This is a genomic window from Dongia sp. (assembly GCF_041918875.1).
Lineage (GTDB): Bacteria > Pseudomonadota > Alphaproteobacteria > Dongiales > Dongiaceae > Dongia.
Map to the genome: position 1 here is coordinate 147500 of NZ_JAYRUV010000012.1, position 19302 is coordinate 166801.

The following is a 19302-nucleotide window of genomic DNA, read 5'->3' on the forward strand; positions in this document are numbered from 1 at the left end:
GGATACATGCGATAGCCCTCCCACCTTCAGGGGGGAGGCCCGTCGGCGAGAGGGGGCCGTTCCAGTCTCTCTTGCGCCATCGGAGCATGAGGAATGACAACATCGTGAAAGATCACACCCGGGTGACCGCTACATCTTGAGTTTTCGGCTCAGCCCGGCTATCTGTTAAGCGTTGGATCGCGGATTTCCGCACACCGGCGGACCGCCGCGGTTCCTTTTTGGAATGCGGGAGATGGCGCGATGATGGCCTCGCCTGAGGCATGTCCGGCCCTGGTCCTCAACGCCGACTTCCGGCCGTTGAGCTACTTCCCGCTGTCTCTTTGGCCATGGCAGGAGGCGGTCAAGGCCGTGTTCCTCGAGCGCGTCAACATCCTCAGCGAATATGACGAGATGGTGCACAGTCCCAGCCTCGCCATGCGCCTGCCCTCGGTCATTTCGCTCAAGGAATATGTCCCGCAGGAGCGGCGCCCGGCCTTCACGCGCTTCAATGTCTTCCTGCGCGACCGGTTCCGCTGCCAGTATTGCGGCCGGCATTCGGCGGCGCACGATCTCACTTTCGACCATGTGGTGCCGCGCGCGCGTGGCGGGCGTACATCGTGGCAGAATGTCGTTGCCGCCTGCCAGGCCTGCAATCTCAGGAAGGGAAGCAAGCTGCCGCATCAGGTCGGCATGTTTCCCAAAAGGCGGCCCATCCAGCCGACGACGTTCGAGCTTCAGGAAAACGGCCGAGCCTTCCCGCCAAACTATCTCCACCAGAGTTGGCGGGATTTTCTTTACTGGGACAGCGAACTCGAAACCGGGTGAGGCCGCGGGCTCATTCTTCGGTCCTTTTTTCTCGCGATGTTTCCGTGCCCGACGCCAGTTCCTGCCGCTGCAGCGCCAGCGCCAGTTCCAGCATGCGCCGCCGCTCGCCCATGTCGCGCGCGGTAGCGGCGATGGCGTTGTGAATCTGGGCGCAGCGGCGGCCCAGGCCCGACCTTGCCGGCCGGCGTCCCAGCTCCGCATATAGTTGGAGCATCGCTTCCGTCACCTGGTCGAGCAGGTCGGCATCGGCCGCGCCGGCATCGGGCCGGATATCGGCATCTCCCCACCCCGCTCCGCTCACCAGCCAGCCGAGATCGCGCCGCAGCACCCGGGCGAGAATCGCCAAGGCGGGCCGTTTCGGCTCGGACCGGCCGGCGAGGTAATTGTTGAGCGTGGTGAGCGGAATGCCGCTGACCTGTGCCACATGCGTGGCACCTCCGGACTGGCCGACCGCCATGCGCAGCCTTTCCGCGAAACTCTCCATGTTCCGATGCCGGGTCACAGGCGGCCGGTCCCCGACCGGAATGTCAGACAAGATTCCCAGCGTTTGCGCAAACATAAGAATCTTGTCTTGAAATGGACATCCATTTCTGGAACAGTAGGTATATCGATTTTGGGGCGAACTGGGGATGGGGGTATCATGCAACGCTGGGTAATGGGGCGAATGTACTTGTTTATAATATGCAATTCCGTGAGTCTCCCAGGCTGGCGCGCGGGGTGAGCATGTCGGCGCTTCACCAGAAAGTGGACCGGTCTAATCCATTTCTGGAACATAAGTGGGCGATCCCGAGCCCTGCTCAGATCGACGCGGACGCCGTTTCAGTGCCTGGACTTCCCCGCTATGGCCCCATCTCCGCCGGATTGCATGTACCGGCGGTAGTGGGCCGGTCCGGCACCGTCTCCATCCTATCATGGGTGCAACCGCCTGCCATTGGCAAAACCTGAATCTCTTCACGGGGTTAGGGGCGCTTGGCCAGATCCGGCCGACGCCGCCCGCCGGCGGTTGCCGAACCCTGCTCTCGCCGTGCCCGGCTACCGCCGGCACGCCTTTCAGAAATGGTGAACAAGATGAATTTGGGCAACTTCCGGATCGGGACCAAGGTTCTGGCCGTCATTCTGTTTCTGGGCCTGGTCGCGGGCGGCATCGCCACGGGCGGCATCATGTCGATGCGCCTCCTCAACCAGGCGACCGTGGCGATCGAGCATACCGGCCAGCAGACCCTGCTCAGCGCCCGCATGCGCCAGAACATCCTGGCGCTCAATCGCGGCGAATTCCGCCTCGCCGTCGATACGGATGGCTATGACGAGGCCGTGGCCTTCATCGAGGCGCAGCGCAAGGAATTGCTGGAGCGGCTCGGCACGGCCGAGGCCAGCGTTATCGAACCGCAGATCGCGGCGGCACTGGCGGCCTTCCGCTCCAGCACCGACGAATACCTGGCGACACTCGATGCGACCATCGCCCTCGCCGGCCGCAACCGCGCCGCCGAGATGACCGACAGCCAGCGGCAGATGCTCTCCCAGGTCATGCAAAGCCGCCTGAAGGCGAGTGCGGCCGAGGAGGCCGCCAGCACCTTCACCCAGGCGGTGAGCGAAAAGGCGGACCGCGTGACCGGCGAGGCGGACGCGCTCTATGAAACGGCGAGCCAGGCCATGATCGTCGGCGCGGTGCTGGGCGCCCTGATCGGCCTGGGTCTCGGCATGCTGATATCGCAGAAGGGCATCGTGCGCCCCATCCGGGCGATGGTCGATTGCCTGAAGCGCCTTGCCGACGGCAATCTCGAAACGGAAGTCTTCGGCACCGAGCGCAAGGACGAGATCGGCGAGATCGCGGCGACGACCCAGGTCTTCAAGGAGAACATGGTGAAGGCGCGCGATCTGGCGGCCGAGCAGGAAGCCATGAAGCGCAAGGCCGCCGAGGATCAGCAGCGCGCCATGAACAGGATGGCCGACGAATTCGAGGCGTCGGTCGCCGGCATCGTCGACACCGTTTCGTCTTCGGCAACGGAGCTCGAGAAATCGGCGCAAGGCATGTCGGCCACGGCCGAACAGACCAACCGGCAATCGACCGCGGTCGCCGCCGCCGCCGAACAGGCGACCACCAACGTGCAGACCGTGGCCGCCGCGACCGAGGAACTCACCTCCTCGATCACCGAGATCGGCCGCCAGGTGGCGCAGTCGGCCGCCGTCGCCAGGAAGGCGGTGGATGAGACCACGCGCACCAACGAAGTCGTCAACAGCCTCTCGACCGAGGCCGAAGCGATCGGCGATGTCGTGAAACTGATCAGCGAGATCGCCAGCCAGACCAATCTCCTTGCCCTGAACGCCACGATCGAGGCGGCCCGCGCGGGCGATGCCGGCAAGGGTTTCGCCGTGGTGGCGTCCGAGGTCAAGAACCTTGCCACGCAGACGGCGAAAGCCACCGACGATATCAGCGCCAAGATCGGCTCCATCCAGCAGGCGACCGAACAATCGGTCAGCGCCATCCAGTCGATCGCCCGCATCATCGACGAGATGAGCAGCATCTCCGGCACCATTGCCGCGGCGGTCGAGGAACAGGGTGCGGCGACACAGGAGATATCGCGGAACGTGCTGCAGGCGAGCCAGGGGACGAGCGAGGTCTCGACCAACATCGCCGGCGTCACCACGGCGGCGGGCGAAACCGGCCATGCGGCCTCGCAGGTGCTCAGTGCCGCTGCCGATCTCGGCAAGCAGTCGGAAATCCTGCGCACCCAGGTCGGCGAATTCATCGCCACCGTGCGCAGATCGGCCTGAACGATGCTGACCGACCGCTTGCGCTTCTTCACCGAGGCGAAGCTCGCCCAGACGGCGAACTTCATCGAAGCCAGCAATGCCTCGCTGGCGCGGCTGCGGGCGAGCGGCGGCTCGCAGCAGCTCGATGCCGGCGTGCTGCTGGATTTCGCCGGCATGGCGGCGACCGCCGGCCGGCTGCGCCAGCAGCTGCTCGACGATCTGCAGCCGATCCTCGCCGAAGCCGGGCCGTTCAAGGGGGTCGGCGACGATCCCGCCGCCCAGCGCCTGGTCAGTGCCACCTACCGCGTGATCGAGCGCCTGGATGAAATGATCCGCCATCTCGGTGACCTGCAGCGGCCGGAAACGGACTCGCACCTGCCCCGCATCGGCTGACGCTTCCGGCATCGGCGATTGTATCCGGACATTGCCGGCGCATGGCCGACATGCGCCGTGCCGCTGTTGCCAAGCCGGCCGACCTCCCCTAAAGCAGACCGAAACTTGCGTCAGGGGCCCCGCACTTCATGTCCGACTTTCTCTTGAAACGGCTGATACCGCTGCTGATCGGCTTCGTCGTCTGGGGCCTGGCCGTGGCGCTGCAGGTGCGCGCCGATCTGGGGCTTTCGCCCTGGGACGTCTTTCACCAGGGGCTCGGCAATCATCTGGGCATCGGCATCGGCTGGGCCGGCCTCGTCACCAGTGTCGGCGTGCTGCTGCTCTGGATTCCGTTGAAGATGAAACCCCATGTCGGCACGGTGCTGAACGCGCTCGTCATCGGCCCCTCGGCCGAATTCTTCCTCACCGTCATCGATGCGCCCGAGAATATCGTGCTGCGCTGGGCCTTCATGCTGGGCGGCATCCTGCTGATGGCGGTGGGCAGCGCCCTCTATCTGCCGGCGCGCCTCGGCACGGGTCCCCGCGACGGCGTGATGGTCGGCCTCAACAGGAAGTTCGAATTCTCCATCCGCCTCTCGCGCACCATCGTCGAAGCGGCGGCCCTCATCGTCGGCTATCTGCTGGGCGGCACGGTCGGCCTCGGCACCATCCTCATCGCGCTGGGCCTCGGCCCCACCGTGCAAGCCTGCCTGCAAGCAAGACGCCACCTCGCCGAACGCCTGACCGGCCAGCCGCAGAGTGTGCTGTAGGCCGGACGGCCTCTCTCCATGAAATCGCCCGCGCTGGCGGCCGCTGCCGTCGCAGAGAAAACTGTGTAGTAAGTGCTTGTCGCCACTTGTGAATCGCGCGCATTCGGAGAAATTCTCGTTGCGCCGGTTGAATTTTAACGAATGCCCGACAATGTTAGACGGACGGCGTGGAGAGCAATCCGTGCCGACCGGATCAGGTCAAGATCCATCGCTTAACTCCTGGAGACAATGAACATGTATCTCTCACGTGTTGCCGGTATCGGCGCCATGTGCGTGCTGGCGCTTGCCCTTTTCGTGGCCGTGATGGGTTCCTGGTACACAGTGCCGGAAGGTTATCGTGGTGTCATCGTGCGCAACGGTGCCGTTGTCGGTGAAGCGTCGCCTGGACTCGGTTTCAAGGTGCCGCTGATCGACGGTGTCGTCGATATGTCTGTGCAGACGGAGAAAGTTCAGTTCGACAACATCCAGGCCTATAGCCGCGACATCCAGCAGGCCGACGTCGTCGCCTCGGTCAATGTGCGGCTAGCGCCCGACCGCGTGCTCGATATGTATTCGACCGTCGGTACCGGATATGGCTCGAAGCTGCTGCTGCCCGTCGTACAGAAGCGCTTGAAGGAAGTCTTCGGCCAGTACGCCGCCGCCGAGGTGATCGGCGCACGTGAGAAGGTGAGCGGTGCCATCCTCGCACTCATTTCGGCGGACATGGCCGGTCGCGGCCTGATCGTCGAAAGTCTGCAGATTGAGAACATCGACTTCTCAGACGGCTATGAGGATGCTGCGGAAGCCGCCGCAAAAGCGGAAGCAGACGTGAAACGTGCGCGCCAGGAGTTGGAACATGCCAAGGTGAATGCACAGCGCCAAGTGGCCGAGGCAGAAGCCAAGGCCCAGGCGACGCGTGCCACCGCCGATGCCGAAGCTTATGCCACAAAAGCGCGTGGTGAAGCCGAGGCCTCGGCAATCAGGGTACGTGGTGAAGCCGAGGCGGCGGCGATCAAGGCACGCGCCGAGCCGCTACGTGCCAACCCGGACCTCATAGCGCTCATCGCCGCTGAGCGCTGGGATGGCAAGCTGCCCTCGACCATGGTGCCGGGGTCGTCCGTGCCCTTCGTCAACGTCGCGAAATAGACAAGCTTGGGAGGTGGGGAAACCCACCTCCCTTGACTCCCGCTCCCGTGGTGCGCGCGACCGGAAAGGCTATCTCAGAGCTCCTTGTAGAACAGCGCGCAATCCTCCAGCACGCCTGCGCCATTGCGGGCATAGCGCGGAATGATGCCGACTTCCGTGTAGCCGAGGCCACTGTAGAGATAGATGGCGTGCATCTCCGCTAACGGTGTTCGCCCAGTCAGGAATTTGGCGGACCGGAAGGTGAATCGCGATGCGACCCAGCGTCATGGGTCCAGCCAATGAGTGGAGCTATTCGGCCTCGAGGTGTACCAGCTCGGCCGCCGCTAGTTCAGATTCGACCTGCCCGAGTTTTTTGGCCGCCACGGCCTTCCTGAAGAAACGGATGGCCCCTTCCTTGTCTCCTTGGAACAAGGCGGCCTCGCCCAAATAGAAACGATTCCGGGGGTACTGCCAATCTTGCTCCCACCATTTCTCTCGGAATGTGCGTAGCGAATCCGTGGGCGTTCTCTTTCCCGTCAACGCGTCAACCAACATATTGTATGTTGCGTCACCATCCGCGAGATCGATCGTCTCATTGATGTTCGCGCGCTTCTGCGCCACGAACAATAGAAGCGCAACGTCGCCATCTAGCGGGCTCTCATCATATGCCTTCTGCAGAATCTCGGCAGCATGCGCGAAATCGCCCGATCTGAATGGCGGCAGCACTGCGGTGATCGCCACGCTCTCATTATTCGAAGTGGGCGGAAAGGTGCCCTTGGCTTCGAGGTCTGGGTCAGCCAGGGCGAACATGAGGGCTGGTGGATAGAGATTTTTCAGATCGAGCAGAGATCGCGTTTCCTCGCGGGCGCCGTCGATATCTCCTTCTCGCAGCTTGGCAAGCCCCAGCAGCATGATCGCCTGCCTGTCACGCGGCATTTCCTGTGCATAGATCTGGCAGGCCGATAGCGCCGAAGCACCGGCTTCGCTTTCGATCCGCTCGATACAGGCCAGGGCGTGCGCACTGGCTGGCTGCTTCTCGGCAAGCACGATTGGCAGGAACTCACGCGCTGCACGTGAGTAATCATGCTTTGTCATGGCCTCCCGGATAAGGTCCAGAGAAGCCGGTGCCGATTGTGCAGACGCTGTGACCGTCGCAACGCACAGATATAGGGCTCCTAGATACAGGGTGCCCGGATGGAGGCGATCAAACAGCATCGGGCGCCTTATCGATGCAGCGTGCTCAAGGGTGTCGTTGCCAGCGAGGCGAAGGCCGCCGCCGTTACCAGTTCGTTCACCGTGGCACCTGTCTGCACGATCTGCACTGGCTTCGACAGGCCCACGAGGACCGGGCCGAAGGAGGTGCCGCCCAGTTCCTGCATCAGCTTGGCGGCGATATTCGCGGAATGCAGCGCCGGCATGATGAGGATGTTGGCGGGGCCAGACAGTCTGGTGAAGGGATAGAGCTCCTTCATCAGGCTATAGTTCAAGGCGACGTTCGCCTGCATCTCGCCTTCATATTCGAAATCGACCCGGCGCTGGTCCAGGACCAGCACCGCCTCGCGGATGCGCACGGCCTTCTCGCGCGGCGGGTTGCCGAAATTGGAGAAGGAGAGGAGGGCTATGCGCGGCTCATGGCCCAGTTGCCGCGCGATGGCCGCCGTCTGCACGGCGAAATCGGCGAGCTGCTCGGCGCTGGGCAGTTCATGCACGTTGGTGTCCGCCAGCAGCACGGTGCGCCCGCCCGCCACCAGGATGGTGAGGCCCATCAGCGTCTGGCCGGGGCGCGGGTCGATCACGCGCAAGGTGTCGTCGAGGCAGACATTGAAGCTCCTGGTCACACCCGTCACCATCGCATCGGCATGGCCCGCCGCCACCATGCAGGCGGCAAAGACGTTGCGGTCCTGGTTGACCATGCGCTGCACGTCGCGGCTTAAGATGCCCTTGCGCTGCAGGCGTTCATAGAGCATGTCGTGGTAATGCTGGCGATGCGGCGTGTTGGCGGCGGTCACCACCTCCAGCCCCTCGGCATCATGCAGGCTCTGATTCTTGATGACCTCGGCGATGCGTTCGGGCCTCCCGACCAGCACCGGCGTGCCATAGCCGGACGAGCGGAAGGCGATGGCGGCGCGGATGACTTTCTCCTCCTCGCCTTCGGCGAACACGACGCGCTTGGGATTGTGGCGCACGCGCTCGAAAATGAGCTGCAGCGAGCCCGCCGCCGGGTCGAGCCTGCCGGCAAGCGATGCGATATAGGCATCCATGTCGATGATGGGTTTGCGCGCGACGCCGCTTTCCATCGCGGCCTTGGCCACCGCCGGCGGCACATGGGTGATGAGCCTGGGGTCGAACGGCACGGGGATGATATATTCGGGGCCGAAGCGCAGGCGCCTGCCGGAATAGGCGGCATCGACCTCGTCCGGCACGTCCTGGCGCGCCAGTTCCGCGATGGCGCGCGCCGCCGCGATCTTCATATGCTCGTTTATGGTCGAGGCGCGCACGTCGAGGGCGCCGCGGAAGATATAGGGAAAGCCCAGAACGTTGTTGACCTGGTTCACATAATCGCTGCGCCCGGTGGCGACGATGGCGTCGGAGCGCACGGCATGCACTTCCTCCGGCGTCACCTCGGGGTCGGGATTGGCCATGGCGAAGATGATCGGCTTGTCGGCCATGGACTTCACCATGGCGGGCGTCACGGCGCCCTTCACCGAAAGGCCCAGGAACACGTCGGCGCCCTTCATCGCTTCTTCGAGGCTACGCCGGTCGGTCTTCACCGCATGGGCCGATTTCCACTGGTTCATGCCCTCGGTGCGGCCCTGGAAGATGACGCCCTTGGTGTCGCAGAGGATCGCATTGTCGTGCGGCAGGCCCATGGCCTTCACCAACTCGACGCAGGCGATCGAGGCGGCACCGGCCCCGTTGACGACGATCCGGGTGTTCTTGAGGTCGCGCCCGGTGAGGTGGAGTGCGTTGAGGAGGCCGGCTGCTGCGATGATCGCCGTGCCGTGCTGGTCGTCATGGAAGACGGGGATGTCCATCAGCTCGCGCAGTTGCTGCTCGATGATGAAGCATTCCGGCGCCTTGATATCCTCGAGATTGATGCCGCCGAAGGAGGGGCCGAGATAGCGGACCGAGTTGACGAACTCGGTCACGTCCTTGGTATCGACCTCGAGGTCGATGGAATCGATGTCGGCGAAGCGCTTGAAGAGGACGGCCTTCCCCTCCATCACCGGCTTCGATGCCAAGGCACCCAGGTCGCCAAGACCGAGCACCGCCGTGCCGTTGGAGATGACCGCCACCAGATTGCCCTTGGCCGTGTAATCGTAGGCCGTGTTGGGATCCTTGGCGATGTGGAGGCAAGGGTAGGCGACGCCGGGGGAGTAGGCGAGGCTGAGGTCGCGCTGCGTCGTCAGCGGCTTCGAGGCAATGATCTCGATCTTGCCCGGACGGCCATTGATGTGGAATTGCAGCGCATCTTCCTCGGTGATCGACGGCTTCTTCGTGCTCATGATCCGACTGTCTCTCCCAGCGATTTCCTTCGTCATATGCGCTGCAGGCTGGCACGAAACGGCAGCGAATTAAAGAGGAACAGAGAGAAGAACAAAGATGTGAGCGCTGGCAGGATCGCTTGGGGTGCGGAACCGCCGCCCCTCAATTGTCATCCCCCGGCTTGGCCGGGGGATCCACGAGTTGCTTTCTTCAATGCCAACAAACTCGTGGATGGCCGGGCCAAGCCCGGCCATGACGGAGTGCGGTGCCCTTACGCGATGTCCAGCACCATGCGGCCGACGATCTTGCCTTTGCGCATGTCGTTGAAGATCCTGTTGATCTCCGTGAGCTTCGCCTTCTGGATCTTGGCCTTCACCAGCCCGTTCAAGGCAAACGCCACCGCTTCGTTGAGATCGAGGCGCGTTCCCACGTTGGAACCCGTGACGGTCAGTTCCCAATTGGTGATCTGCGCGATCGAGGCGCGGATCTGGTCGGACTTGCCGCCGGGCAGGCCGATATAGGCGACCGTGCCGGCCGGGCGCAGCACGCCGATCGCCTGTTCGAAGGCCTGCGGTGCGACCGCCGTGACGACTGCGCCATGGCTGCCGCCGATCCTGGCCTGAATTTCCGCCACCGGATCGACCTTCTTCGCATTGACGATCATCTCGGCGCCGAGCCGTTTGGCGAGCTTCAGCTTCACATCGTCGACATCGACCGCGACCACGCGCATGCCCATGGCGACGGCATATTGCACGGCGATGTGCCCCAGGCCGCCGATGCCGAACACCGTCATCCACTGGCCCGGCCGCGTCCTGGTGCGCTTCAGGCCGCGATAGGTGGTGACACCGGCGCAGAGGATCGGTGCGATCTCATAGAGGTTGGCGCTCTTGGGCAGCTTGGCCACGAACTTCGCATCGGCCACCATGAACTCGGCATAGCCGCCGGGCTTGGTGTAGCCGCTGGCCTCGCCCGATTTGCAGATTGTCTCCATGCCGGCCTGGCAGAACTCGCATTGGCCGCAGGCGCTGTACATCCAAGGGACGCCGACCGCGTCGCCGAGACGGAAACCCTTCACGCCGCCGCCGATGGCGGCCACATGGCCCGCCACTTCATGGCCGGGAATGAGCGGCAAGTTGGGGCCCGGATTCCAGTCGCCGTCGACGGCATGGAGGTCGGAATGGCAGACACCGCAGGCCGTGACCTTGATCAGAATCTCGCCGGGCCCCGCCTGCGGGATCGGCAGTTTCTCGATCTTCAGCGGCGTGCCGGCCTTGCGCTGGATCGCCGCCTTCATGGTGCCTTGCATGTCTTCCTCCGGAAATTTCGCACAATTGACAGGCTTCCGCCGCGCTGGGCATTCTGAAGGCCCCGCGGCGGAACTTGCTGTTGCTCGATGGAGTATAGACCCTGAATATCGCGCGCCCCCATATCTCCAAAGCAATAGCGCCGGATGCGCAAGGTTCGCAGCCGGTGGCAACGCGCCGCCTGCCCATGACGCGCTCCAGCCAGTTGCTCGAGCAATGGAACCGGGGTGTCGCCGACATGCTGGCCGAACTCGACCAGGAAAGTTTCGGGCCCACTTTGCTGCGCTCGGTGACGCGCCTCATCCATTTCGACTTCCTGATGGTCTTCGCCTATCGCGGCGCCGGCCGGCCGCTGGCCCTGGGCGACACTTTGCCGACGCCGCAGCGGGAAGTGGTCGTCAATGCCTATTGCGCGGCGCCCTATGTGCTCGATCCCTTCTTCCAGAAGGTGGCGGCGGGGGTGCAGGCGGGCTGCTATCGCCTGCGCGATATCGCCCCCGACCGCTTCCGCCAGAGCGAATATTTCCGCACCCATTATTCCCTGACCGGAATCCGCGAAGAGGTCGGCTTCTATTTCCCGCTCGGCGAAGCGACCGGTGTGCTGTCGCTGGCGCGCTGGGAGGCGAGCCCGGCGCTCGGCCGTTCCGACATGGACCTCCTCGAAGCCCTGGCCCCGGCCATTTCCGGCCTTGCCGCCCGGCATTGGGCGAGCGTCGCCGCGCCAGCGAGCCTGGTGCGCCCGCGCGCCCGCGATGCCGCGCAAGTGACCGCCGCCTATACCGAATTCGGCGCCAAGCAACTCTCGGAACGCGAACGCCAGATCGTCTCGCTGATCCTGCAGGGCCATTCCACCGGCTCGGTCGCCCACCTCCTCGACATCTCCGCCGGCACGGTGAAGGTGCATCGCAAAAACATCTACCGGAAGTTGGGCCTCTCCACCCAGGCGGAGCTGTTCGCGGCTTTCTTGAGTTTCGTGGGGTAGAGGCTCTTCTGTTAGTCGGCGACGCCCGAACTACTCTGCAACTTACAGATTTTTCCTAAATGCTAATGCTACTCTCGGTGATGCGGAGAGGTGCGGGTTAACTAAGCTTTCGCCAGCGATGTTGAGCCCTCTCCCCTCGCGGGAGAGGGTGGCGAGCAAAGCGAGCCGGTGAGGGGGTCCGTCAACCAGCCCGACCTATCCACCACCCCCTCACCCTGACCCTCTCCCGCGAGGGGAGAGGGGAGGAGCCCTCCTGGACACGCGCGCAACCCGTGCTCCTCGCTATCTCCCCGGGGATATCGCCAGCCTTGCGGAAAGGGGCCAAGATGCTTGCGGCTTCGCGGGGGGCACAAGAGACGCAAGCGCGCAAACCAGCCGCCCGCACTTCACCTTTAGGGAGGTTGGGATGTCGTGGTATGGCGATCTACCGAAATTCTATCAGAATCAAATTGCGGCGATGGGCCTGGACGATGCCGGCATGTCGCGTCGGCGGCTGCTGAAATCGGCCGGTGCGGCGGCGGGTGCCGCCGCGATGAGCGGCCTCACCTTCGGCCGCTCGGCGCGTGCCGCAAGCCAAATGAGCTATATGTGCTGGGAAGGCTATAACGACCCGCGCATCATCGATCCGTTCAAGGCGGCCAACGATGTCGACATCGCCTTCGACCTCATCGTCGATTCACCGGGCGGCTTCGCGAAGCTCCAGGCCGGCGCCTCGCGCGAGGTGGATATCGTCTCGACCGACATGCCCTGGGTCACGCGCATGGGTCCGGCGGGCCTCGCCCTCGAACTCAATCCCGACGATTACGCCGACGTCTATGCGACCTTCTACGACCAGTTCAAGCCGCCCTTCGAGCCCTTGATGAACGAGGGCAAGACCATCGGCGTCGCCACGCGCTGGGGTTGGGTCGGTGGGTGCATCAACACCGACATCACCAATCCGGATGAATGGAGAAGCTACGATCCGGTGTTCGATGCCAAGAACAAGGACAAGATCTGCGTCATGGATTGGGGCGATTGGCCGATCCTGCCCATGGCGCTCCATGCCGGCATCGATCCCTATCAGGAGCTCGATGCCGCGGCGCTCGACGAAGTGCGCAAGGTCCTGCGCGCCATGTTCAAGAACACGCGCACTTTGGTGGCCGATCTCACCCAGGCGCAGAAGGGCCTGCTCGACGGCTCGCTCCTGGGCTGCATCGGTGCCGGTTCCTATCTCACCTCGGCGGTCCGGAAGCAGGGCCACAAGAACATCATCGCCACCGTCCCCGACCCCAAGAACGGGTTGAAGCAGGGCATCATCTGGGTCGAGGCGACGGCGATCGTCAAGGAAACCGACCAGCCGGAACTGGCGCAGAAGCTGCTGAAGCATGTGGTCTCCAAGGATGCGGGCCATGTGCTCTCGCTCCTCGACACGACCTGCAATGTGGTGACCAACAAGGCGGTCGAAGAGCTCTACACGGATGAGGAAAAGAGCATCCTGCAGGCCGACTATATGTGGCACGCCTGGGACAATTCCCAGATGCACCGCATCGCCCCGCAGATCGACGAGATGCTGGCGATCTGGCAGGAGGAGCTGGCGGCGGCGCAGTAAAAGCTGCTGCGGCCGAAATGGCGTAGCCCCCGGGATCGGGTCCCTTGCGGATCGCCCGGGGGCGTTTATTCTTTAAGTGTCCTCTGTTGTCATGGTCCGCGAAGGCGGACCATCCACGAGTTTGTCGGCAGCAGAAGGAAGTAAGTCGTGGATGCCCCGCCTTCGCGGGGCATGACAATTCAAGACAAGAAAACACGGACATGGCTGGCGACACGATCCTCGAAATCCGCGACCTTCGGAAGAATTTCGGTGCCTATCAGGCGTTGAAAGGGGTTTCGCTCAGCGTCAAACAAGGCGAGTTCATCGCGCTGGTGGGGCCGTCGGGTTGCGGCAAGACCACGCTCCTCAAGCACATCGCCGGTTTCGAGGAACCCGACAGCGGCAGCCTTGCCATCGACGGGCAAGCCATGCTGGGTGTGCCGGCGGCGGCGCGGCCCACGTCCATGGTGTTCCAGAAGCTGGCGCTGTTTCCGCATATGAGTGTCGCCGACAATATCGGCTTCCCCTTGAAGCTGCGCAAAGTCGATCCAGGCGTCATCGCCAAACGCGTCGAGGCGATGATCGAGCTGATGCAGTTGAAGCGCGAATACCTCACGCGATTCCCGCGCCAGCTTTCGGGCGGCGAGCAGCAGCGCGTGGCCCTGGCGCGCTCGATGATCTCCGAACCCAAGCTCCTCCTTCTCGACGAACCCTTGTCGGCGCTCGACGTGAAGCTGAAGAAGGTGCTGCAGGCGGAACTGAAGCGCCTCCACCGCAGTGTCGGCGTCACCTTCGTCCATGTGACGCATGACCTTGAGGAAGCGATCATGCTGGCCGACCGCATCTGCGTCATGCGGTCGGGCGAGATCCTGCAGATGGGTGGGCCCAACGACATCTATTACCGCCCGGCGGACAGTTTCGTGGCGGGCTTCATCGGCGATACCAACCTCATCCCGGTCGATGTCACAGCGAACGATTCCGGCGGCGCGATCATCCAGGCGCCCGGCCTGCAGGCGGCCGATCCGCGCGTGCCGGCGAATTATGTGGCGCAAGGGTTGGGCAGCGGACCAGCATTGCTGATGGTGCGCCCCGAATTGCTCACCCCCCTGGTGGCGCGCGAAGCGGCCGACTTCTCGGTCGAAGTCACCATCACGGAAATCTTCTGCAAGGGCGGCACGGTGCAGTTCCGCTCCAGCATGGCCGATGGATCGCCGCTGATCTTCGAACTGCCGGGCGCCTCGCAACAGCCGGCGGAGATCGGCGACAAATTGCGTCTGGGCTTTCCCAAGCGCGACATCTACCTCTTCCGCGAGCGGGGCGCCTGATGAGCGGCGAGATCGAACGCAGCTGGCGCGACCCGGAGCTGCTGGCGAAGGCGCTGCCCAGCGTGTTGCTGCAGACCGGCTTCTTCCTGGCGCCGCTGCTGATGACGGTGGCGCTCACTTTCCAGCGCACCAAGAATTTCCAGCTGACCTGGACCTGGTCGCTGGAAACCTGGACCGACATATTCACCAAGCCGCATTACTGGACCATCCTCGGCCATACCCTGTTCATGGCGATCGCCTGCGTGGTGCTGTGTCTGCTCATCGCCTTTCCGGTGGCCTATGCACTGGCGACACGCCTCCGGGCCTTCCAGGATCATGTGAAGGTGCTGATCACCTTCGCCTTCCTCACCGACGCGACGCTGAAGACCTTTGGCTGGGTGCTGTTCCTCGACAAGAACGGCGCCGCCAACTACCTCATGAGCGGTCTTGGGTTCGAAGGGCCGGTGGTCGATATCCTCTTCACCGATTGGGCGACGATGCTGGGCATGGTCTATAATCTGCTCTCCTTCGCCATCTTCACCATCTATCTTTCGATCGACGCCATCGACCGCTCGCTGATCCTGGCGGCCTACGATGCGGGTGCGAGCAAGTTCCGCGCCTTCTGGGAGGTGACGTTGCCCTTGGCGCGGCCCGGCATCTGGGCGGCCTCGGTCCTCATCTTCCTGCTTGCGGTCGGCGTGTTCCTGGAACCCAAGGTCCTGGGCGGCGGCAAATCGCCGATGTCGGCCGAACTCATCCGCCAGACCTTCGAGACGCGCGTCAACTGGCCGCTGGGGGCGGCACTCACGCTGGTGCTGATGACGGTCGCGGTCTTCGCGGTGCTGCTGTTCAACCGGGTCTATTCCCTCAAACGTCATATGGGGCCGGTCTAGGCCATGGCATATCCGACACCGACACCCTGGATGAATGCGCGCGCCGAGGCGCGACTTGCCAATGTTCTGCTCTACGGCTCCGTGGCGGCGGTGCTCGTCTTCTTCTATCTGCCGATCTTCACGCTCATCGCCTTCTCCTTCCAGGAAGGGCGCTATCCGACCCTGCCGTTCGAGGGCGTCTCGTTGAAATGGTATGGCGAGCTGTTCCGCAATTCGGGTGCGCGCGACGCGCTCTATAATTCGACCGTGATCGCCGTGGTGGCGACGCTCTTTGCAACCGTGATCGGCTCGGCCGCCGCCATCGTCGCCGTGCGCTATCGCTTCCGCTGGCGCATCCCGTTTACAGGGCTCAGTGCCGCACCGCTGGCCTTCCCGCAATTGCTGCTCGGCATCGTGCTGCTGCTCTGGTTCTCGGTGCTGGGCCGCACGTTCAACTTCAATACCGGCATCGTCACGGCGATCATCGGCCACATCGTCTATATAACGCCCTTCGCCATGGTGATCGTGGCGGTGCAGGTGTTCAATTTCGACAGCACCCTCGAAGACGCGGCGCGCGATTGCGGCGCCGGCACCTTCGAGGTCTATCGCTATGTGACACTGCCGCTGCTCTGGCCCGGCATCTTCTCCGCCGGCATCTTCGCCTTCCTTCTGAGCTGGGGCAATTTCTATCTCACCTACAGCCTCGCCGGCTCGACGCGGACCTTGCCGACCTTCGTCTTCTCCGGCATCGCCACCGGCTCCTCGCCGCTTTATCCGGCGATCGCCACGGTGGTGTTCATCCCGGGCATTCTGCTGGTGATCCTCGCCGACCGCGTGCGGCGGAAGGCAACCTGAAGCAGCTATCAGTCGCACCCCCTCACCCCGACCCTCTCCCGCGAGGGGAGATGGGATGAGATCTGCCGGCAAGACCGAACGTGAACGGAAAATATCATTGAATCCGCAGGGCAAAAGCCCCTCTCCCCTCGCGGGAGAGGGGTTGGGGTGAGGGGGGTCCGCTAGCCACCCTAGCGAATCCCCATCCCCGGTGCTAAGCCTCACCGCCATGGACAATCAGCCCTCCAATGAGACCCCGCAATGGGCGCGCGAGTCGGCGGATGCGACGCCGATGATGGCGCAGTATCTGGCGGCCAAGCGCGAGCATAGCGATGCGCTGCTGTTCTACCGCATGGGCGATTTCTACGAGATGTTCTTCGAGGATGCGGTGAAGGCCGCGGCCGCCCTCGACATCGCGCTGACCAAGCGCGGGCGCCATGCGGGCGAGGATATCCCGATGTGCGGGGTGCCGGTCCATGCGCATGAGGCCTATCTGTCGAAGCTGGTCCGCCAGGGCTTCAAGGTGGCGGTCTGCGAGCAGATCGAGGATCCGGCGGAAGCCAAGAAGCGCGGATCGAAATCGGTGGTGAAGCGCGCGGTGGCGCGCATCGTGACGCCGGGCACGCTCACCGAGGATTCGCTCCTTGACGCGCGGCGGCACAATTTTCTGGCCGCGGTGACCGAAGCCGGCGGCGAACTGGGCCTTGCCTGGGTCGATATTTCGACCGGCAGCTTCTTCGTGCAGAAGGTCTCGGAGCGGGATCTCGCGGCCGCCATGGCGCGGCTCGATCCCACCGAGATTCTGATCGCCGACCGGCTGCTGGCCCGCCCCGATCTCTTTGAGTTCCTTGCCGACTATAAACGCCGCCTGTCGCCGCTCCCCAGCGCGCGATTCGACAGCGACAATGCCAGGAAGCGCCTGACCGACTTCCTCGGCACGGCGACGCTCGATGCCTTCGGCAGCTTCACCCGCGCCGAAGTGGCGGCGGCCGGCGCGGTGCTCGACTATGTGGAACTGACCCAGCAGGGCAAGATCCCGCGTTTGTCGGCACCCCGCCAGGTGATCGACGGCGCGCTGATGGAGATCGACGCCGCGACCAGGCGCAATCTCGAACTCATCCGCACCCTCACCGGCGAAAGGCAGGGATCGCTGCTGGCCGTCATCGACCGCAGCCTCACCGGTGCCGGCGGGCGGTTGCTCGGCGATTGGCTGTCGGCGCCCTTGACCGATGTGGCGGCGATCCAGGCGCGGCTCGATGTGGTTCAATATCTGGTCGGCGAGGATGCCTTGCGCGAGCAATTGCGCGAGGCGCTGCGGCGGGTGCCCGATCTCGAACGCGCGCTCTCGCGCCTTACCGCAGGGCGAGGAGGCCCACGCGACCTTGCCGCCATCCGCGACGGCCTCAAGGCCACGGCGGATTTCCGCACCCTCATTGCCGCCAAGAATCTGGCGCCCGTGCCGGCGATGCTGCAGGGCGCCAATGCCGATCTCGGCCATCATGCGGATCTGGTCGATCGGCTGGCGCGGGCGCTGGCGGAAGATCTGCCGCTGCTGACCCGCGACGGCGGCTTCATCGCCAAGGGTTATCATGCCGAGCTCGACACGTACCGGTCCCTGCGCGAGGATTCGCGCACCCTCATTCTGGAGCTGGAAGCGCAGCTCAAAAACGAGACCGGTATTCCAGCACTCAAGATCCGGCACAACAATGTCATCGGCTATTACATCGAGGTGACGCCCGTTCATGCCGACAAACTGAAAGGCGATGCGCGCTACATCCACCGCCAGAGCATGGCCAACGCGATGCGCTTTTCGACCGGGGAACTGGCCGAACTCGAAAGCAAGATCGTCCATGCCGGCGACCGCGCCATCGCACTTGAGCAGCGCCTGTTCGACGATCTGGTGGCCGAGGCCGTCGGCCGGCAGGAGCCGATCGCCAAGGCCGCCGCCGCGCTGGCGCTGATCGATGTCGGCGCGGCACTCGCGGAACTCGCCCGCGAGGGCGATTGGGTGCGGCCCGAGATCGATGAGGGCGCCGAGTTCGTCATCAGCGCCGGGCGGCATCCGGTGGTGGAGGCGGCCCTGCTGCGCGCGCAAGGCGGCAGCTTCGTCGCCAACGATTGCGATCTTTCGCCCGAACGCCGGCTGTGGCTGGTGACCGGCCCCAACATGGCCGGCAAATCGACGTTTCTCAGGCAGAACGCGCTCATCGCCATCCTGGCGCAGATGGGGAGTTTCGTGCCGGCGCGGGCCGCGCATATCGGCATCGTCGACCGGCTCTTCAGCCGTGTCGGTGCCGCCGACGATCTGGCGCGCGGGCGCTCGACCTTCATGGTCGAGATGGTGGAGACGGCGGCGATCCTCAACCGGGCGACGCCGCGCTCGCTGGTGATCCTTGACGAGATCGGCCGGGGGACAGCGACCTTCGACGGTCTTTCCATCGCCTGGGCGTGCCTGGAGCATATTCACGAGGTGAATGGCTGCCGCGCGCTCTTTGCCACGCACTATCATGAGCTGACGCATCTCTCCGGAACCCTTTCGGCGCTGAAGCCCCACACCATGCGCGTCATGGAATGGCAGGGCGAGGTGAAGTTCCTGCACGAGATCGGGCCGGGCGCCGCCGACCGCTCCTACGGCATCCATGTCGCCAAGCTCGCGGGCCTCCCGGCCGCCGCCCTGCGCCGCGCCGAGGAAGTGCTCGGCATCCTGGAGAAGGGCGAGCAGGCGGGAGCGCTGTCGCGCCTCGCCGACGATCTGCCGCTCTTCTCGGTGCAGGCACCGCCAGCGCCGGCATTGATATCGAGCGCGGTCGAGGAACGGCTGAAAGCCGTCAACCCCGACGAACTCAGCCCCCGCGCGGCGCTGGAGGAGCTTTATCGGTTGCGGAGACTCATTTCCGAATAATTGTCGCGCGGCGGCGGCCCTACCCGTCACTTACCCCCTCTCCCCGACCCTCCCCCACATTGGGGGGAGGGAGCTCACCGAGTTCGCTGCAGCGTTTGCGTGCAAGCTGGCTGGAATTCCCTCCCCCCAACGTGGGGGAGGGTTAGGGAGAGGGGGCTGCGACTGAAAATTCTCACCAACTCGATCTCTTCGCTCCCCATCTGGAATCGCTCGGGCAGTCGTGCCGGCCGTTCGTTTCGGCCGTGACGGG

The 19302-nt window shown here is 64.1% G+C and carries 15 protein-coding genes; 11 read left to right on the forward strand and 4 right to left on the reverse strand.

The features are described from left to right. The first annotated feature begins 240 nt into the window (after window positions 1-240). Complete coding sequence (locus ACE3TY_RS14300) at window positions 241-804, forward strand: HNH endonuclease (protein ID WP_374654068.1); 564 nt, start codon at window positions 241-243, stop codon at window positions 802-804. A gap of 10 nt (window positions 805-814) precedes the next feature. Here ACE3TY_RS14300 and ACE3TY_RS14305 read toward each other — a convergent pair whose 3' ends face one another. Next, on the reverse strand, window positions 815-1288 hold the full coding sequence (locus ACE3TY_RS14305) for a helix-turn-helix domain-containing protein (RefSeq protein ID WP_374654070.1): 474 nt from the start codon (window positions 1286-1288) through the stop codon (window positions 815-817). Between the two features lie 584 nt (window positions 1289-1872). Here ACE3TY_RS14305 and ACE3TY_RS14310 point away from each other — a divergent pair. The 4 genes from ACE3TY_RS14310 (at window position 1873) to ACE3TY_RS14325 (ending at window position 5822) form a co-directional block, all read left to right on the forward strand. After that, window positions 1873-3576 carry a methyl-accepting chemotaxis protein gene (locus tag ACE3TY_RS14310; RefSeq protein ID WP_374654072.1) on the forward strand — a complete coding sequence of 568 codons (1704 nt, stop codon included), beginning with the start codon at window positions 1873-1875 and terminating at the stop codon, window positions 3574-3576. Between the two features lie 3 nt (window positions 3577-3579). Continuing rightward, window positions 3580-3948: a hypothetical protein gene (locus ACE3TY_RS14315; protein ID WP_374654074.1), complete on the forward strand. Its 369-nt coding sequence runs from the start codon at window positions 3580-3582 to the stop codon at window positions 3946-3948. Between the two features lie 128 nt (window positions 3949-4076). Then, window positions 4077-4697, forward strand: a complete 621-nt coding sequence (locus ACE3TY_RS14320; protein WP_374654076.1) for a YitT family protein — start codon at window positions 4077-4079, stop codon at window positions 4695-4697. Between the two features lie 234 nt (window positions 4698-4931). Then, complete coding sequence (locus tag ACE3TY_RS14325; protein ID WP_374654078.1) at window positions 4932-5822, forward strand: prohibitin family protein; 891 nt, start codon at window positions 4932-4934, stop codon at window positions 5820-5822. Window positions 5823-6110: 288 nt separating this feature from the next. Here the strand turns inward: ACE3TY_RS14325 and ACE3TY_RS14330 are convergent, their stop codons facing one another. The 3 genes from ACE3TY_RS14330 to ACE3TY_RS14340 all read right to left on the reverse strand — a co-directional run bounded on the left by ACE3TY_RS14330 (window position 6111) and on the right by ACE3TY_RS14340 (window position 10593). Further along, window positions 6111-6896 (reverse strand): hypothetical protein, encoded by a 786-nt coding sequence (locus ACE3TY_RS14330; protein ID WP_374654080.1) that lies wholly within the window; start codon window positions 6894-6896, stop codon window positions 6111-6113. A gap of 128 nt (window positions 6897-7024) precedes the next feature. Next, window positions 7025-9307 (reverse strand): NADP-dependent malic enzyme, encoded by a 2283-nt coding sequence (locus ACE3TY_RS14335; RefSeq protein ID WP_374654082.1) that lies wholly within the window; start codon window positions 9305-9307, stop codon window positions 7025-7027. A 251-nt stretch (window positions 9308-9558) separates the two neighbouring features. Further along, on the reverse strand, window positions 9559-10593 hold the full coding sequence (locus ACE3TY_RS14340) for a zinc-dependent alcohol dehydrogenase (RefSeq protein ID WP_374654084.1): 1035 nt from the start codon (window positions 10591-10593) through the stop codon (window positions 9559-9561). Between the two features lie 164 nt (window positions 10594-10757). On the opposite strand from ACE3TY_RS14340, the gene ACE3TY_RS14345 reads away from it, so the two are divergent. The 6 genes from ACE3TY_RS14345 to mutS all read left to right on the forward strand — a co-directional run bounded on the left by ACE3TY_RS14345 (window position 10758) and on the right by mutS (window position 19052). Beyond that, the gene (locus ACE3TY_RS14345) at window positions 10758-11573 is read left to right on the forward strand and encodes a LuxR C-terminal-related transcriptional regulator (RefSeq protein WP_374654086.1); all 816 of its coding nucleotides are present in this window, start codon (window positions 10758-10760) and stop codon (window positions 11571-11573) included. Window positions 11574-11979: 406 nt separating this feature from the next. After that, window positions 11980-13161: a PotD/PotF family extracellular solute-binding protein gene (locus tag ACE3TY_RS14350; protein WP_374654088.1), complete on the forward strand. Its 1182-nt coding sequence runs from the start codon at window positions 11980-11982 to the stop codon at window positions 13159-13161. 200 nt (window positions 13162-13361) lie between these two features. Continuing rightward, window positions 13362-14465: an ABC transporter ATP-binding protein gene (locus ACE3TY_RS14355; protein WP_374654090.1), complete on the forward strand. Its 1104-nt coding sequence runs from the start codon at window positions 13362-13364 to the stop codon at window positions 14463-14465. Next, entirely contained in the window at window positions 14465-15337 is an 873-nt protein-coding gene (locus ACE3TY_RS14360; RefSeq protein ID WP_374654092.1) for an ABC transporter permease, read from the forward strand. The genes ACE3TY_RS14355 and ACE3TY_RS14360 overlap by 1 nt, the downstream gene beginning before the upstream one ends. Window positions 15338-15340: 3 nt before the next feature. Next, window positions 15341-16171, forward strand: a complete 831-nt coding sequence (locus tag ACE3TY_RS14365) for an ABC transporter permease (protein ID WP_374654094.1) — start codon at window positions 15341-15343, stop codon at window positions 16169-16171. A gap of 208 nt (window positions 16172-16379) precedes the next feature. Beyond that, window positions 16380-19052: a DNA mismatch repair protein MutS gene (mutS, locus tag ACE3TY_RS14370; protein ID WP_374654096.1), complete on the forward strand. Its 2673-nt coding sequence runs from the start codon at window positions 16380-16382 to the stop codon at window positions 19050-19052. Window positions 19053-19302: the final 250 nt, after the last annotated feature.

Coding starts and splice junctions, on each gene's coding strand:
- ACE3TY_RS14340 (WP_374654084.1), bottom strand. CDS start 10,593: ATGCAAGGCACCATGAAGGCGGCGATCCAGCGCAAGGCCGGCACGCCG.
- ACE3TY_RS14365 (WP_374654094.1), top strand. CDS start 15,341: ATGGCATATCCGACACCGACACCCTGGATGAATGCGCGCGCCGAGGCG.
- mutS (WP_374654096.1), top strand. CDS start 16,380: ATGGACAATCAGCCCTCCAATGAGACCCCGCAATGGGCGCGCGAGTCG.
- ACE3TY_RS14320 (WP_374654076.1), top strand. CDS start 4,077: ATGTCCGACTTTCTCTTGAAACGGCTGATACCGCTGCTGATCGGCTTC.
- ACE3TY_RS14315 (WP_374654074.1), top strand. CDS start 3,580: ATGCTGACCGACCGCTTGCGCTTCTTCACCGAGGCGAAGCTCGCCCAG.
- ACE3TY_RS14330 (WP_374654080.1), bottom strand. CDS start 6,896: ATGACAAAGCATGATTACTCACGTGCAGCGCGTGAGTTCCTGCCAATC.
- ACE3TY_RS14360 (WP_374654092.1), top strand. CDS start 14,465: ATGAGCGGCGAGATCGAACGCAGCTGGCGCGACCCGGAGCTGCTGGCG.
- ACE3TY_RS14310 (WP_374654072.1), top strand. CDS start 1,873: ATGAATTTGGGCAACTTCCGGATCGGGACCAAGGTTCTGGCCGTCATT.
- ACE3TY_RS14325 (WP_374654078.1), top strand. CDS start 4,932: ATGTATCTCTCACGTGTTGCCGGTATCGGCGCCATGTGCGTGCTGGCG.
- ACE3TY_RS14335 (WP_374654082.1), bottom strand. CDS start 9,307: ATGAGCACGAAGAAGCCGTCGATCACCGAGGAAGATGCGCTGCAATTC.
- ACE3TY_RS14355 (WP_374654090.1), top strand. CDS start 13,362: ATGGCTGGCGACACGATCCTCGAAATCCGCGACCTTCGGAAGAATTTC.
- ACE3TY_RS14300 (WP_374654068.1), top strand. CDS start 241: ATGATGGCCTCGCCTGAGGCATGTCCGGCCCTGGTCCTCAACGCCGAC.
- ACE3TY_RS14305 (WP_374654070.1), bottom strand. CDS start 1,288: ATGGAGAGTTTCGCGGAAAGGCTGCGCATGGCGGTCGGCCAGTCCGGA.
- ACE3TY_RS14350 (WP_374654088.1), top strand. CDS start 11,980: ATGTCGTGGTATGGCGATCTACCGAAATTCTATCAGAATCAAATTGCG.